At 58.1% G+C, this 15,503-nt stretch carries 12 protein-coding genes; 1 reads left to right on the top strand and 11 read right to left on the bottom strand.

What is annotated here, in order from left to right:
* Positions 1 to 9: 9 nt before the first annotated feature.
* The 8 genes from OKW35_RS11755 to OKW35_RS11720 form a co-directional block, all read right to left on the bottom strand.
* Positions 10 to 1,023 (bottom strand): fatty acid desaturase, encoded by a 1,014-nt coding sequence (locus OKW35_RS11755; protein ID WP_429552052.1) that lies wholly within the window; start codon positions 1,021 to 1,023, stop codon positions 10 to 12.
* Complete coding sequence (locus OKW35_RS11750; RefSeq protein ID WP_429552051.1) at positions 1,007 to 1,720, bottom strand: helix-turn-helix transcriptional regulator; 714 nt, start codon at positions 1,718 to 1,720, stop codon at positions 1,007 to 1,009. The genes OKW35_RS11755 and OKW35_RS11750 overlap by 17 nt, the downstream gene beginning before the upstream one ends.
* Positions 1,721 to 2,616: 896 nt before the next feature.
* The gene (locus OKW35_RS11745; protein WP_429552050.1) at positions 2,617 to 3,708 is read right to left on the bottom strand and encodes an IS630 family transposase; all 1,092 of its coding nucleotides are present in this window, start codon (positions 3,706 to 3,708) and stop codon (positions 2,617 to 2,619) included.
* A gap of 107 nt (positions 3,709 to 3,815) precedes the next feature.
* Positions 3,816 to 4,844: a tRNA 2-selenouridine(34) synthase MnmH gene (gene mnmH, locus OKW35_RS11740; protein ID WP_429552049.1), complete on the bottom strand. Its 1,029-nt coding sequence runs from the start codon at positions 4,842 to 4,844 to the stop codon at positions 3,816 to 3,818.
* A 1,318-nt stretch (positions 4,845 to 6,162) separates the two neighbouring features.
* Entirely contained in the window at positions 6,163 to 6,594 is a 432-nt protein-coding gene (locus tag OKW35_RS11735) for a TA system VapC family ribonuclease toxin (RefSeq protein ID WP_094779160.1), read from the bottom strand.
* Positions 6,594 to 6,824 carry a CopG family transcriptional regulator gene (locus OKW35_RS11730; protein ID WP_429552048.1) on the bottom strand — a complete coding sequence of 77 codons (231 nt, stop codon included), beginning with the start codon at positions 6,822 to 6,824 and terminating at the stop codon, positions 6,594 to 6,596. The genes OKW35_RS11735 and OKW35_RS11730 overlap by 1 nt, the downstream gene beginning before the upstream one ends.
* A 1,877-nt stretch (positions 6,825 to 8,701) precedes the next feature.
* Positions 8,702 to 9,691: a ParB/RepB/Spo0J family partition protein gene (locus OKW35_RS11725; RefSeq protein WP_429552047.1), complete on the bottom strand. Its 990-nt coding sequence runs from the start codon at positions 9,689 to 9,691 to the stop codon at positions 8,702 to 8,704.
* On the bottom strand, positions 9,688 to 10,893 hold the full coding sequence (locus OKW35_RS11720; protein ID WP_429552145.1) for a ParA family protein: 1,206 nt from the start codon (positions 10,891 to 10,893) through the stop codon (positions 9,688 to 9,690). Before OKW35_RS11720 ends, OKW35_RS11725 begins: the two co-directional genes overlap by 4 nt.
* 1,094 nt (positions 10,894 to 11,987) lie before the next feature.
* Here OKW35_RS11720 and OKW35_RS11715 point away from each other — a divergent pair.
* Positions 11,988 to 13,382: a replication initiation protein gene (locus tag OKW35_RS11715; RefSeq protein ID WP_429552046.1), complete on the top strand. Its 1,395-nt coding sequence runs from the start codon at positions 11,988 to 11,990 to the stop codon at positions 13,380 to 13,382.
* Positions 13,383 to 14,127: 745 nt separating this feature from the next.
* Here the strand turns inward: OKW35_RS11715 and OKW35_RS11710 are convergent.
* From OKW35_RS11710 to OKW35_RS11700, 3 genes are all read right to left on the bottom strand, one after another.
* Positions 14,128 to 14,418 carry an XRE family transcriptional regulator gene (locus OKW35_RS11710; protein ID WP_187638532.1) on the bottom strand — a complete coding sequence of 97 codons (291 nt, stop codon included), beginning with the start codon at positions 14,416 to 14,418 and terminating at the stop codon, positions 14,128 to 14,130.
* Positions 14,419 to 14,874: 456 nt separating this feature from the next.
* Positions 14,875 to 15,093, bottom strand: a complete 219-nt coding sequence (locus tag OKW35_RS11705) for a DUF3717 domain-containing protein (RefSeq protein ID WP_429552144.1) — start codon at positions 15,091 to 15,093, stop codon at positions 14,875 to 14,877.
* A gap of 80 nt (positions 15,094 to 15,173) precedes the next feature.
* Positions 15,174 to 15,482, bottom strand: coding sequence for a hypothetical protein (locus tag OKW35_RS11700; protein WP_187638531.1), 309 nt, complete (start codon positions 15,480 to 15,482; stop codon positions 15,174 to 15,176).
* Positions 15,483 to 15,503 lie beyond the last annotated feature (21 nt).

The raw sequence follows: 15,503 nt of genomic DNA, 5'->3' as shown, positions 1-15,503 counted from the left end.
GATCCACGTTTATTCTTGATTTTCATCTTCGCCCATGCTATGGGGGCGGCTGAGCAATTCCACATGGCGATTCATAACCAAAAACCAGAGCGGTGGGACGAGGGCGAGGATGAACATTTGCAGATAGCCGGCTGGCATCGCCTTGCCGACCAACCTGAGTCGCCCGTACGAGCGTGTCTGGTCGAGATGGTGATGGGTGTGGAGCCCATTGTTCACGAAAAGCCGATTCGACAACCAGGAACGCACGTTCCACGCTAGCGCGTCTTCTCGATTGCGGGCGGTACCAATCAGACCGTAGTGCTGGATATAGCCGATCGCCTCGACGATGAACATAGAGATAGTGCTCTGCCCGAGATAGAACAGAATGCCGCGGGAACCACCAAGGCACCCAAACACCCCGACGGTCGCAATGCAAGCTGCGGCCGGCCGTATGAGTCTGCTCTTTCGACCTTTCGCCATTCGGAGCCGATCGTGAGTGAATGCAGCGAGTAACGAAAGACGAAGGGAGTTGCCAACATGTCGCCATAGCGAAAGACCAAGGCGAGCAGTGGAGCCGTAGCGGGCATCTCCTACGTGCGAGTGATGCAGGTCGTGAACGATCCGGTAGTGTGGATAGCCAGCCAGCGTCAGCGCGATATCAGATGCCACTCTGAGCCGATAACCACCGCGATGCAAAATCTCATGGATGTGCGCCATTGCAAACGCACTCAAGACACCACATGCGGCAGTGAGCCCCGCGTATTCAGGCACAGCTACCCATCGCAAGCGGATCACCGTCGTGAGAATTGCGAACAACCACAGGCAAATGAAGACGACGGGAACAGCAGCGCTGATCACTGTGACACAGTGCTGCTCGCCGTCGGCTTCAACATGTTCACCGAGGAGCAAGTCACCTAGCAGGATTGTAGTAATCAGGCAGAGCAGAAACTTCCACGGACAGTCCCAAAGAAACGCCAAAATTGCAGCAGCCGGCATCATCGCCGAAAGCCAGTACCATCGTTGATTTTCACGCCAGGAGGCCATGCTCTTCGGCAAATTTCACGGCTCTGGTAATGCGACCAACGCCGAGCTTCTCGTTGATCCTCTGAAACTGGCGATAGACCGTCATCGATGAAACCCGTAGTTCGGTTGCGATTTCGGCCGCCGTAAAGCCTGTCTTTACCAGGCCCAAGAGCTGCACCTCGTCTTGCGTAAGACCTGTCGTCTGCAAGGCCTCTTCCCTCAAAGCACCGGAGGACCACTCGAGAAGCTCCAACGCCAGAGCACGAAAAAAGGGGCGGGCCTCGTGGAATTGCGGTTCCGCTTCTTCCGGCGGCCGATCGGACCCGAGATATAGAATTCCGATGCGACCGTTCTCGCTCGTATGAGCTGGAATCAAATAGCCGCTTCGGAATCCGTACTCCGCGGCTACCTCCAGCATACGTTTCTGTCCCGCGGTTCGGATAGGCAACGCTGAACCTAACACAGGCGCCGTATTGGAACGTGCATACTCGAGGCATGGATCGGTTAGATACCACCGATTTGCGTTATATAGCTGGCACCACTCTGGACGGCAGCCGATCAAGAACCGGTAGGTCGATCGACTATCTGAACAATCGGACGGGTGCAAAGAGGCAAACACAAACCACTCTGCTCCGTGAGCTTGAACCGCGCGCCTGACAAGCGAGATCAGCTCCAGCTCATCCGTGGAGTTCAACAGGTCATCAACACTCAGATCCATGGGTCCTACCTTGCTCAACGCGCCTCATCAACGTGGCGGCCCCACACCAGTCTCCGCACCTCCCCATATATGGCTCGCATTGTCGAGTAATGCGGATCCGCCAATGCAAAGCCCTCAAAATCGGCACGTACTGACATCGGGAGTACCTGTACGGCAACCGTTTGGTTTCCCTGGACAAGAAACCGCTCGGCAATAAACCCGGTTGTCACTCGGTATAGCCGTAGGCCGACCCGTTCAGAGGACGCTCCGACATGGCGTTCAAAGATAAGATTCTTCATAGTCCTCTCCAGTCCCGTCGGGATGATGACCACACTTTCTACAAGTGCGATCGAGACAGTCTCGTGGGGACCTTGCGGAAACTACGTTGTCGGCCACGCAGGCTTCACACTCGAACAGCCTAGTGAAAAAGACTGTTTGACATATCTGACATGTCAGTTGATGAACCTCGTTCTCCAGCAAGACCTCCCAGCAGTCGTCACCGAATGACGCTCCACAAGCCGGACACACGATGTTGATGCACTCGCTCATAATTCCCAACCCGAGAGGATATGGACATCAAGCAGCGACGCTTAAATGCCCGAGGATAGCGGATCGACCGCTCTCCGGAGCACACCACGCAGCGATGCAGTCCCTGATGAGCAAAGCCGAGCCAGCTTGTCTAGGAGCGGGATGATGCGGTCCTCGATTGTGATGGAAATGCCCCAGTGCTCCCGATCCGACAATCTGTCCTGTCTGGATCAAAAGAATTTGTATAAAGTTAATGCTCCAACTTCGGAGCGTGCCACCGCTGTTACATCCAGAAACACTAATGCGAACCGATATGCATATGTTCGGCAATTGGCTCTGGTTCGTGATCTTGATATGCACGTTGTGGTGGCAAGAATTGCGGGACGTGACTAGTATCCCGTTCCGCTGATTCGCGAACAAAGTCTTTGTAGCTTGGCGAGGATGGAATCAGCGGAGGCGGTCCACGTGAATGGTTTGCAATTTTCGTTGTAGTGGGACACGAATTGATCGATGCGTCTGATCAGTTGCCTGACCGAACCGAACGAACCGCGCCGGATGGCCTTGTCGGTGATCAGCGCGAAGAAGCGTTCGACCTGATTAAGCCACGAACTGTAGGTGGGAATGAAATGCATGTGCCAGCGGGGACGGGCTGCCAGCCACGCCTTGACCTTGGGATGCTTGTGACTGCCATAGTTGTCGACGATGCAGTGCACGTCGAGGTCAGCCGGCACTGCCTTGTCGATTTCGCGCAGGAACGACAGGAATTCCTGATGCCCGTGACGCGGCTTGCAGGTGGCGAGTACCGCGCCATTGAGCACGTTCAGCGCGGCGAACAGCGTGGTGGTGCCGTGACGAACGTAATCGTGCGTGACACCTTCGACGTAGCCGAAACCCATCGGCAACATGGGTTGCGTGCGTTCGAGCGCCTGGCATTGGCTCTTCTCGTCCACGCACAGGACCAACGCATTCTCCGGTGGGCTGAGATACAGGCCGACCACATCGCGCAACTTCTCGATGAAGAATTGATCGGTCGAGAGCTTGAAGCTTTCAGTGCGATGCGGTTGCAGGCCCAGCAGCTTGAAGTAACGGTGCACACTCGTCGGCGAGATGGCTGTTTCGGCGGCGATCGAGCGCACGCTCCAGTGCGTGGAGCCATCCGTAGGCTTGGTGTGCAGGGTCTTGTGAATCAGTTGGGCCAGCCGCTCGTCGTCAATCGTGCGTGGTTTGCCGGGACGTACTTCGTCATACAGCCCGTTGATGCGATGCTCCAGAAACCGCATACGCCACTTGCCCACCGTGGCACGCGTGAGTTGCAGGCGCTGGGCAATTGCGCTGTTGGGCTCCCCGGCAGCGGTTGCCAGCACGATGCGCGCACGTGTCACCAGCGCCGCCGAAATCGAGCGCGAACGCGCTATCGAAGTCAGTTGCGAACGCTCCTCTTCACTCAATACCAGTTGCGCCTTCGGTCGTCCCATCGACATGTCGGCATCTCCCGTTCCGGTGATGCCGTCATGCTACGCGCACATAGCCCAGTTAACAATGGAACGGAATACTAGACGATCGAGTGAGAGTCGATGTCTTTTGCATATCAGCCAAAGCGGCTGATGAGGCTCCGAGCAATTTGGTTAAGGCTAGCAGGCCGCAGATCCACTAGCTCGATGCAAGGTGACTCGGCGAATGATTGATAGCCTCGTTTTGTGGAACGCGCGTAGCTCGGATCGTAGTGCGAAATCATTAGGCGTTCGAACAATTCTGGAATCCTTCGCGACGCAGCCAGCTCACGCCATAGCTCGAGTTCTTTCCCGCCTACGAGGCTTCGCAGGTGTGTCAGCCGCTCAACTAAGGAATCGGGATCGCTTTCAAAGTGCGCGTAATCTTCCCGCCAGAGTCGGACTCGCTCAGTCATCGGCGCGCTGACCTGCAAGAGCGTCCCGGTTGAATGCATTGTTTCGAACAGCGCGAGCGGAAGTTGGACATTGCCAATCTTTTTGCTTTCTGCCTCAACCCACACCGGGCGCGTTGGCGAGAAGGTCGAGAGCTTCTGGAGAAGCAGGCTGTCAAAATATTTCTGGGTCGGCTGTGGAACGCCCGGGATTGCTCCGATGACAGAACCGCGATGCGCAGCGATCGCCTCAAGATCGAGCACTTGCGCCCCCTCGACCGAAAGCTGCTCGAGCAAACGCGTTTTGCCGCAGCCGGTCGGTCCAGAAAGAACGAGGTACGAAAACTCTCGCGGGCGGGTTTCCAGTTGTTCGTTGACCCAGCGGCGGTAACCCTTCCATCCACCCGGCAACCGCTCTACTTTGTAGCCAACTGTGTCAAGTGCATCGAACCATAGGCGGCTGCGTTTGCCCCCTCGAAAGCAATATACGAGAATCCTGTTGCGGCGAGGACGGGCCACGATCACTGTGTCCAGATGGCGCGAGATATTCCTCAGCGAATAGGACACGCCAATCAGGTATGCGCGCATCTTGTCGGTGCGATGCAAGGTTCCCACCTCTGCGTATTCGTCATTGTTGACGACCGGGAGGTTGATTGCGCCAGGGATGTGATCCTCTGCAAATTCCCTCTCGCAGCGTGCGTCGATGATGAGGTCGTACTCTTCAAATCGATACATGGGCGCCGCCCTTCCCATCGAGAATTTGTCGACGTGGCTATTCTGGCAAATTTGTGGAGCCCTGACTCGAAAATTGACATATGCGACAGGGCGATCCTGAGGGCGGTCCTCGTTCGCGCCACACGAATCCGATGCCGTCGATGTAGCGCGACCGTGGCACTACGCCGTGCCCGGCCATCATGTGCACGCATGCAAAGCAAGATTAATTGCACGCCTTGAAGTTATCGATGCGTGTCGGTACCCAAACGAGGTCTACGCGCCGTGGTTGACCGACGCCTGAAGCGGGCACTCCGACATGCGCCCGGCGGCGAAGCAGGCATCCTCATTCGAGCAGTACTGGACATGCACACGTACGTTGCCGATGCCGGAGACGGACGGCGGCAGGCAACGATACCAAGTAACGGGCTGCGAGGTCAGTTTGCAGGTCGAACGTTTTTGGGAAAGGCGCGGGATCGGGTTTATGACTCGTGGCTTACAGGTTAAAACCCCAATGTCGTGTCACGAATCTCCGTCCGTGTGATTTCCGCGGGGCCTGCGCCGAACGTTTCTCCGGGCGGCACCACCGGTACCCACGAACGATGCAGGCGTCGGCCCTTAGCGCTCAGCTGCACCCACATTCGCCACACTCGTTTCGCGGCGTTTGATCCCGTGTCACTCTCGGTAGCAGCTGCTTTGAGGCCGTTCGTCACAGTCCCGCTGGTTTCCCTCCCTGCGATATTTGCTTTCGTAGTCGCGAAGTTCGGCGGCGTGATCAGTTGCCGCGGCCCGGCCGGGCGGAATCGTCACCGCGTTCGCATCGCCCGAGATCGGCAGACGGGTCACTCAACAACTCAGCGCGAGCTCTGCGTGTCCATAACAGTGCGTGGATAACGGATGTGGCGGGCGGCGCACTCCAAGTCATCTCTCTCGCATACGGAAAGCCCCTCTTCCCGGCAGAGTGAATCGTCGCGTCTGGAAATCGAGATAATTTTTTAGCGGAGCGGAAACCGCACTTAGCTTGGCGTTACATATTACGTGTTTTTCACTACACGTTTGCCTTTCGCAAATCCGAGCTGTGAGATTGGCGGCCGACCAAGGCAAAGACGCCGTCCGGAAACACGCAGACGGCCCACGCCCGTGAAACATTCGATGCAAACATCGGCGCAAGCCTTACCCGACAACACATTACGGGCGAAAGACATCTACCCCGGAATGTTTCACGGGCGCGGCAAAGTGGGCCACATTATCGCCCTAATGTTCCCTAGCTGTCTTAGGCCCGAATCGCGATTGGGGTTCGAAAGTCCCGCGAAGAGCGAGTCCCAGGAGCGCGGCACCAGCATCAACTAATGACTTCGAGGTGGCGCGCACCATCCGGCACCGCATCGACGACCAGCCGGCGGTCGAAGGTGGTCAGCGTTCCGCCGTGGCGCCGCGCGAGGGCAAGCAGGTACGTGTCGGTCACCTGGTCGGTCGCTAGGACGCGGCTGACGTCAACGTGCTCCGGATCGAGCAGGCTCAGGTCGTCAGACCAGAATGTATGGCCAGGATGTGCGCGCAGCTGCGCGACAAGCGGCGCGACCGCGGCAGGCGTCTCCAGCGTATTCGGGTAGCGCGGATTGCCGATGATGCGAAGCACGCCGTTTTCAGTCAGCGGGCAGGTTGCCCAAGCGGCGTGCCCTGCCCGGCCGAACCATTCGTGCGCGGCCTCGTGCTGTACATGACCGGCGTCGAGCAGCGCAATCAGTACATTGACGTCAAGCAGATACGTCATCAGGGCGCCTCGTCGAGCAGCTGGTTGACGAGTTCGGGCGTGACCGTCCGCGCGGTGCGCGCGTTTGGCAGCACCGGCAAGCCGTTGCGCGTGGCCGGAGCGACTGCGGGACGCTGCAGCGCTGCGCGCGCGAGTTGCGAGATGATGCGGCCGATCGACACGTGCTCGCGGTCGGCGCGCACGCGCGCGAGGGCGAGCACGTCGTCGTCGATATCGAGGGTGGTTCGCATGGGGACCTCCATAGGCATCCAGTTGTTTCACACCCCGTCAGGATAGCCCATATCGCATCAAGCATCAAGCATCAAGCATCATCAGTTGTCACCCAAAGATCCTTCCGACCGACCGACCCACCCCGTGCTGCCGGTCTGGCGGGAAAATCGACTTGAGGATCATATGTCCTTCTTCACGCCGAGTGATCACCTCCGGGCCACCACGATGCTCGCACCCGCACGCCGCAGACAACGCACCACCCGATCTCGAGCTGCTGCAGCTCGCGTGTCGTGCCCGCCACCGGGCGCTCCATCAGATCGCCGATATCCGAATGTTGTAAATGAAGCCGCTCGCATCAGCCCCGGGTGTCGATGCACCAGACGGGGGGTAGCAGCCGCTCGAGGAGCGCCACGGCGTCGGCCGTGGGCCGCGCCCCAAGGAACAGGATCCGCCCGTGGTGGTGCAGTCGTGCTCTGTCGTCGCATCGGGCATCGCGACCACGGCCGCGATGAGGCGATCGTTGCCAAGCACGGCGATCGACACGGAAGCGCGAATCGCTTTTTCAGGTTTCTCCGTGGTAATGTCCGCTGCATTCAGAAGGACGATTCTGCCCTGCCCCGCGCCGCGTCCGCCTTGATTCAAATCAGAGGTGATGCCCGGACCTCTATGCGCTGTTGCACGACCTAGATCACGTCCAGCGTGGTTTCCGTCTCACGCTCAAGCACGGAAAATCCGCCGCGCACCAGTCAGATGCGGCCGGCTCTCTCGATATGCGAGCCCGCCATGTTCTAGTGGCGTCCAAGTGGCTGTGATCGCGGTCGGTCTGCCCGGGACACCAACGTGTGGCCGTGTAACGCAAAAACCCTTCGAGATCGGACTCGGTCAGCTGTCGCACCCTATAGCGGCCATCCGGGTCGCCATGCGTGGCACGCTTGCGCGCGAGGAACGCCTCTCTATGGAACGGCGCCGGATCTCCTGACGCCTTGTCGACCTTCAGCGCTTCCGCAGCACGCGCACCTGCGTATCGACTAAGTCTGCGAAATGCTCGCCGAGGGAAACGTACGTGTTACGCCCGGCGCATCTCGACGGGCCAGACCGCCGGCTGCGCGCAACCGCCCCGCCCAAGTAAGGGGCTAACGGCGGACAGCACCCTCGCACCACGCACGGTAAATGCCGCACCTCGCCTTCTCCGGCCAGGTTTTCACGACAGCAGGCTAGCTGCCGCCGCGTTGCATGGGCGGATCACGGACACGCCACGCCACATACCCCGCCGCCCCGCCGAGCTCCGGGCAGATGCGTGCCGGCGAGGGCAGCGGCAGTTCGCACTATGCCAGCCCGTAACGTGCGGCACTGCACCAGCGGGTGGGCCTCCGGTGCTTCCAGCGCCCGACCTCAGGCGCGGTCCCAAGTCGGGTTGGCGGGATTACTGGAAACCATGGACACTGGCGTTCGAGTTGCTTCGCAGGCTCTCCCGTCGCATCGTCCATTAGGCGGCATGTCTCTTCCCAAACAGTCAGGCCTTGTTCAGGCTCTTCTCTTTCAGGCGACGCCTGACCTGCAGACGTCAAGGGCATAGGTCTCCAGAGTGTCGGTACTACTGACACCTTGGCGAGCATCGGCCGTGCCGCCGATATCAGGAGGTTCCGCGTGTCAGTAATACTGACACTTCGACGCCTCACACGAGGCGTGCCATGCGGGTCGCAACGTAACGAAGGTCCGGAGTGTCGGTACTACTGACACCGCGCGACGTCGCCCAAGGTGTGGCGTTATTGGGAGGTCCGGACTATTTCTGAGTGTCCGCATTACTGACAGTCTAGCGTTGATCTGCGGGCAACCCGCATTTGGCAATGAACCAAAAAAAGCCCGCAGTCTGCGGGCTTATCTTCGGTGAGTTCGATTACTGCTGCGTGCTTGGTTCTTCCCTGTACAGCTCACTGATAAGTTGCCGGATTCGAGTCTCTTGAGCTTCGCTAAGCGACCCGGTCTTGATTTTGACGGTGAACGAGTTCACGTCCTTGGTAATGCTACCGGCCTGTTCCTTGCCCGAAAAGAACTTCGCGATGCTCCGCTCGCGGGCCTCCGTTCGTGAAGCCTGACGGGTGGCCTGCGCTACGATTGCGGCAGCATATCGGCCCTGGAGAATTTCTCCTTTGAGAACGTCCGACCATAATTCCTTTGCCGCAGCCAAACCGGCAGCGCCATGCTTTTTGATAGCCGACACAATCTCTTCTGCGGCGTTGCACCCAAGCAACGCGGGCTGCAAGTCCAATTGCTCCTTGATGAAATCAGGCAGCTTCTCGAACGCCAAAAATTGATACAGCCCAGTGCGAGACATACCGAGTGACTCAGCGAGCCGCTTTCGATTCGGAAACTCTGCTTCCGCACGACGAAGCGAAGTCGCTATTTCATAGTCGGTCAGGTTGGACCGCCCGATGTTCTCTACCAACGCGAGAACAACCATATCCTCATCGGAGCACTCGACTATGACGGCCTTGATTTGCTCCATGCCCAAGATTTTGTGCGCGCGCAATCGCCGCTCACCAGCGACCAGTTGGTAGCCGGACTCAACGCGCCGCACCGCCACCGGCTGAACCAACCCCTTTTCGCGAATAGACTCTGCAAGATCTGAAAGCTCGGCCTCGACAAAAATCCGCCGCGGCTGCCATGGATTCGGCACAACCTCCGCAACCGGAATCATTGCTTGGCCGCCACTCGCTTCCAACTCTTGAATTTTAAGTTGTGCGGCTGCCAAGGCCCCTGCCATCCCAGGCCCTGTCTTCGGCTTCTCGAGCACGGGCTTGGTCGCGTCCATCTCCTCGTCAGAAATTGAGGACGTCTTCCGGAGGTTGGCGGTTTGTAGAGCCATACGATCACGAATGCTGCTCATTGTGCGAGACTCCATTCGTCGACGTACATGTTGTCAATCCACTTGCAGTATTCAACCAGTGGTTGCCGTACACGCTGCACCGTCTTTGAGACCCCGTCGGATTTGCTGAGGTCGAACACTGTCGAGAGCGCAAGCGCGCCGTTGCTCATCACCGAACTCGCCGGAATCTCGGTCGTGGTCAACCAGTCTTCGTAGGCGCGTTGCGTCCAAGAGCGAACGATGGGTGCTGACGACGTCGGGCTTGTATCCACCTTCGACAGAATCACGGAGATGAAATCGTAGACCTTGTCTGACTCCTTCTCCATGAAGTTCGCGGCAATATCCGAAAACAGCCCCCAAAACGATACCGAGCTGATGAAGTCTAGGCTCTCCGGCACCAAGGGCATCACCATCGAATCAGCCGCCATCAATGCGTTCAATGTGAGGTAGGAGAGGGAGGGAGCTGTGTCCAGAATGATGTAGTCGTACTTCTTGCGCAGCGGCTCCAAGCCTTTCCGCAGGATTGCCCAAAACTGATAGCTCGGGCGAGTCTTCAGCATCGAGGGGATGAAGAACTCCGCACTGAACAGCGACGGATGTGCGGGAATCACATCCAAGCCGTCCCAATAAGTTTCCTTGATAGCAGATTCCAGTCCGCCTTCCATCTCCTCGTTATAAATAAAAGGGAGAACGGTCGAATCCTCGTCGACCTCGTTTTCGGCATAAAGTCCGCAGAGTTCGGACAGGGAGGCCTGCGGGTCCAGGTCAACCACGAGCACTTTCCGTCCGCGCAACGACAACCCTTGCGAGATACACATCGTCGTCGTAGTCTTCGTTGACCCACCCTTGAAGTTCGCGACTAGAACAATCTTGCCATCTGCTTCGCGACCGGTCACGAGCGGCGACTGATAGATTTCCGACAACTGTTGTACGTAGGTGCGCGCCTCGGTCAAGGTAAACAGGCGGCTGCGGCCCGTGCCGTGTGCAACGCCCGGCGGCAACGTGCTTCCTTCCCGCGTCGCTTGGTAGTGAAGCTTGGTCCGGTCCAGCCCGCACAGGTCTGCTACTTCGGCAGTCGTAAAGTTCGGTGGTGACTTTCGCGGCCTCGGCGTGAGAATCTGCTCGCGCAGCTCGGCCGTCAGCCCGTCCAGTTTTTTTGCAAATTTTGCGATTTTCGCTAGAGGAACCTTGCGTGTGATAGCGGGAAATTCGACTTTAGACATGGTTTTTACACTTTCACCGGAAATCGTGACGAAGCGTAGAATACTCGAAAACTTTGAAAAAATCGCTGTCGCATAAGCTAGTTTCTTAAACTCTCCCCCTAATCCGCTGAAAAACAACGAAAAACGATCGAACGGCACGACAGAAAAGCCAGAACTGGCTGCTCGTGCGAAAGCATTCCGAAACCTAATGGTGAGAGAAATTGTTGAAATACGTTGAAGCAGGGTTGTGAAGGTGGGTGAGAAGAATTGTTGAAATCTGCCCGTTGACGTGCCCGTCCTGCTTCTTTCAACAATTCCTCTCACCATCCCATTGCGGGCACATCGCATTGCCGCGAAATGCGGGGCATATTTTTGCCCCAAGAGAGTTCATCGCTCCCCGGTCGGAGTCTTCCGACGGCCCACAACGCAAGCGTTATGCTGGTTTTCACTGCAAGGACAAGTGCACTTGCCTACAAAAATACTCACCATCATCAACCGGTTATCGTCTTATCCACAGATGCGCTGGCTGCAAACGGCCGTCCGGTGGACCTTGGTGCCGTTCATGCTGATAAATCGAGCACGCCAGCTGCGTGGTGCCACAAAAGCACTCACCATCCTTCAACAAAACCACTCACCCATTTCGAGCTATTTTGGCCGGTAAGCCCCGCCAGGTAGGGGTCGCCGGGATGGGAAGCGATATTCAACAAAAATTCTCACCGTCACTTCGCGCCAACAGAATCACTCACCTGACGCTGGTAAACCTCTCACGCTAGTCAAGGATTTCTACTCACCTTCTGCCTACAAAAGTCCTCACTTCTAGCACAAAAATGCTCACCCACACGGGACTAACCCATTGTTTTTACGGGGATCGTGGTTTCTCTGTTGTTAGTTGGTTGGTTTTCGCTTTTAAAAGACTTTGAAAAACATACCACCGTCCATCATGACGCCCGGCCCCAAAAAGCGGGAAGGTGAGTAGATTTGTTGAACACACACGTGCCAATGGTGGGTGATTAGAATTGTTGAAATGCCCGATTTCATGGTGAGTCTTTTTGTTTTGACATCTCACCTACACGTGATAGAGTCTCCGCGACCGGCAACTAGGGGCAGGATCCTCGATGGCAAACAACATCACGACACGCGCAACCTCGCGCCAGCTGTCGTTCGAGCTGTTCGAGGAGATGCTCACCACTGATACACCGATCAACGAATCGACGAAGGAGATTGGCTATCAGCGTAACAACGTTTTTATAGACATCACCGATGTGGGTATTACGGCCAGGCGACTCCTGGACGCAGCGCACTTCATCGTGGCGCAGGAGCCGACCACCCCGAAGATCTATGACGTCGAGCTGAGCTACTTCCGATGGCTCATGCGTTATGACAGCTACAACTACAAGCACCTGCGAACAGTCGTGTCCGAGGCTCAAAAAGCCTTGATTCAGGTTTCGGCCTCGCCCCCTGGCAGCACGTCCGCGGAGGACGAAAAGTGGGTGTCCGTACAGCTCATCGGTATCGTCGGTATCGACAAAGGGCGCATCACTTTTGCGGTTCCTGAGCCGCTCATTCCGCACATCAAGGACCCGGTGAAGTCGCACTGGCTGAGCCTGCGAATCACCTCTGCCTTCACGCTTACCTATGCTCGAGCCATTTACGACCACGTCATCGGTTACGTGGCAGAAGGCATAACTGAGTGGTTCGAAGTCGATGTGGTACGTGGCTGGCCCGGGAAGGCTGCGTCGACTGCAACCGAATTCAAGTACTTCAAACGCGACAACCTCGACAAGGCGGTTAAGCAGATTAACGCAGTCTCCGACATCGACCTTAGCTACGAGACTCGCACCGTGAGCCCGAAGTCGAAAAAGATTGACCGGATTCGTTTCAGGTTGACGCGCAAAGAAACCGCTGGAGCTATTCGAGCTAGCCTGCTTGGCGCGCAAGAGATATACACGACGCTGAAGAACGAATTCGGCTTCACCGAAAAGCAGTTCAACACCATCTCGCAAAACCGCGCTGCGTGGTCGGATGAGCGTATTCTCCAGGCAATCGAATACACGCGCGCCAAGGTCGACTCCGGCCAAGTCAAGAAGAGTCCGGGCGCCTACCTGCTAAAAGCTATCACCGATGGCTACAAGCTATCGGACGCTGACCGCAAAATGCTAACGGTACAGCAACAGCAGCAGGAGCAGGAGAGCGCGGAGTCCAGCGCGAAGCAACTGGCGATAGCGGCCGTCGCCGCCAGCGCCGCAGCGGCAGAGGAGCGCAGCAAAACACAGACCGTCGAGAATGCCGACCTCGGTCGTGAGGCGTATCACAAGGCGGACGGCAAGGCGCAAAAGGACTTCATGCGTGCCTTTATCGCCTCCGCGGCCGGTAAGCTGGCCATCAAGCGGGTGAAGCTCAACCCGTTGACGATTCATGAGTCGGAAGTGCTGGCGCATAAGGACCTATCCTTTGCGCTCTACTCGTTCGTGTTTCTGCGCACCAAAGCGAAAGCCGCCACCAAGGCTTAAACGGAACGCGAGCACTCGGCTCCGCACCTCGCAGACCTGCTCAAGCATCTCCCCCTAGCTCGCATTCACGGTCATTGCGTTAATCCAGACCGTTTCACCACCATGCGTCTCGTGCAGCCGCCGAAGATGGTCGCGTCGAGGATGCACCTCCGCGCTTTGCTTTTTGATTTGGAGACCGACCGGCTGATCGGTAGCGAGCGTATCGGTCTGCCGTTCGATATCGTTTCATGATTGGCATTCACAATGCACAACAATTCGTCCGTAATGCCGAGTTATAGGTCGGGTGCGTGGGAGACCTGATTGAATGGCATCACAAGACCGGCTCTCCACTCATCGAGTGCTCTGCACACGATGTCGTAGGCGGTCCGGAAGCCGGATCCTTCGGACTGGCCCGGCACATCGGGAAACAGCCGCCGACCGACGGCCAACATGTAGTCGTCACAGTAGCCATACTCGTCGAGCCCGGCATCATTGACGACGTTGTCTTTGGACGCGTCTCGGGCTGAATGCAACGATGTTGTAGTATTAGCAGGGTGCCGCGGCCGTGTGGGGAGAGCCAATTTCGTCGCCGAGCTTCCGGCTACAGCATCTCGTCATTCCTCAATATCAGGGGAGTCCTTGCAGTCCGCCGACTGCGCGGCGGGTGTTTACGAGCTCGGGCATCACCTGCCAGTTTTCCGATTCCCGATCGCCAACTGTATTTATAAAACATCCCCTCGAGTCGGTGCGGGCACAAGGTGCACCGTTATGGGAGTGAATCCGGCCCGGCTCGGTCTGCTGCTGGGCGCCAGATACACCCGAGCCCGGCCCGGTCGCATAACAAGGCCCAGGCCGAGTAAGGGATTGCGGCGTCTTCGCTGATCCAGCGGCGCACCTGCCGACCGCCATATTCCGACATGCCGAGATAGCGCGCAACCGCGCGTCCCGGCAAGCCGGTGCGTCGGATAACCTCCTGAATCTCGGCTCCGCTCGGCTGCTCCCAGCCGTCCTCCGCCGATCGCAGGCAGGTGGCCCGGATTTCGATGTGATAGCTCATCCTTACCTCGAACCGTTTATTTTTCCATGTGTTTCGTGAAGATCCAGTCCCTACGGCTTACGCCGCGGGCGATACAAGCGCCCTCCGGACGCTTGACGGCCCAGGCCGGTGCCCGGCTTGGGCCGTACCGGATCGTCGCGCCGCAGACGCGGCGCGCTGTGCTCCCGTAATTATCCAGCCCCCACGGCTCACGCCGCGGGGGATTCACGCGCCCCGCGGGCGCTTGACGACCCCGGCCGGTGGTCTGCCTGGGCCCGTACCGGATCGTCCCGCCGCTGACGCGGCGCGCCGGCGCTCTCCCCATGTCCGGCGATGCGGCCATGGGGGACCCCGTGCGCCTCGATCCGGGCGCGCGGCGCGCGCGATGCTCCCGTGATTATCCAGCCTCCTAGCTTGCAGGGGGAGGGGCGGCGGGGCGCGGCAGTCAGTATGCGCCGTAAAGCCGCCGCGTAGCTATCAAGGCGGCGGACGTTGCGGGTGTCGGAGATCCAGTGCGATGCGCACCGCGGCAACCTGTTCAGAGGTGAGACGTGCCACCGCTACGGACGTGGCGCGCTCATAGATCATCGGGTCGTACACGGCAGCGAGCGCACACGCTCTTGCACACAACGCACCGTCCGGACCAGCCGGTTCCTGGGTACACCAGTAGTTAATGGCCCGCTCGATTTCGACAATGGCAAAACGTCAGTGATGAGTACCTCACAGGCCCGCGTGACCTCCACGCGGGCATTGACGATTAATCAGGATGACGAAATTTAATGCAGGATTCCGTTGTGCTCCATGAGCATTGCAACGGGCGCACAAGGCGGAACGCGTTCGAAGCCAGCTAGCGCGGCGAGGGCGATGGCGCGCAACTCCTCGCAGTGCATCTCTACCGGATTGCCATCGCGGTTGAGCATGCGGGCAATGCGCTGGAGTGCGTCAGCGGATTGTGCCGCCGCGTCAGCCGACAGGGCCATGCGGTACAGTTCGCCACGAACCATGCCCCGGTCTCCGTACTGCCAGACAGCCAAGAGCGGCAGCAGGGCGGCCAGCCACGTAGGACGGGTATTGAGCGGATCCATGTGAATTCCCCTTTCTGGACA

The organism is Paraburkholderia sp. MM5477-R1 (genome assembly GCF_050436385.1).
In the GTDB taxonomy this organism is placed as follows: domain Bacteria; phylum Pseudomonadota; class Gammaproteobacteria; order Burkholderiales; family Burkholderiaceae; genus Paraburkholderia; species Paraburkholderia tuberum.
The sequence above is the reverse complement of the archived record's forward strand: the minus strand, read 5'-3'. Positions and strand labels throughout refer to the sequence as shown.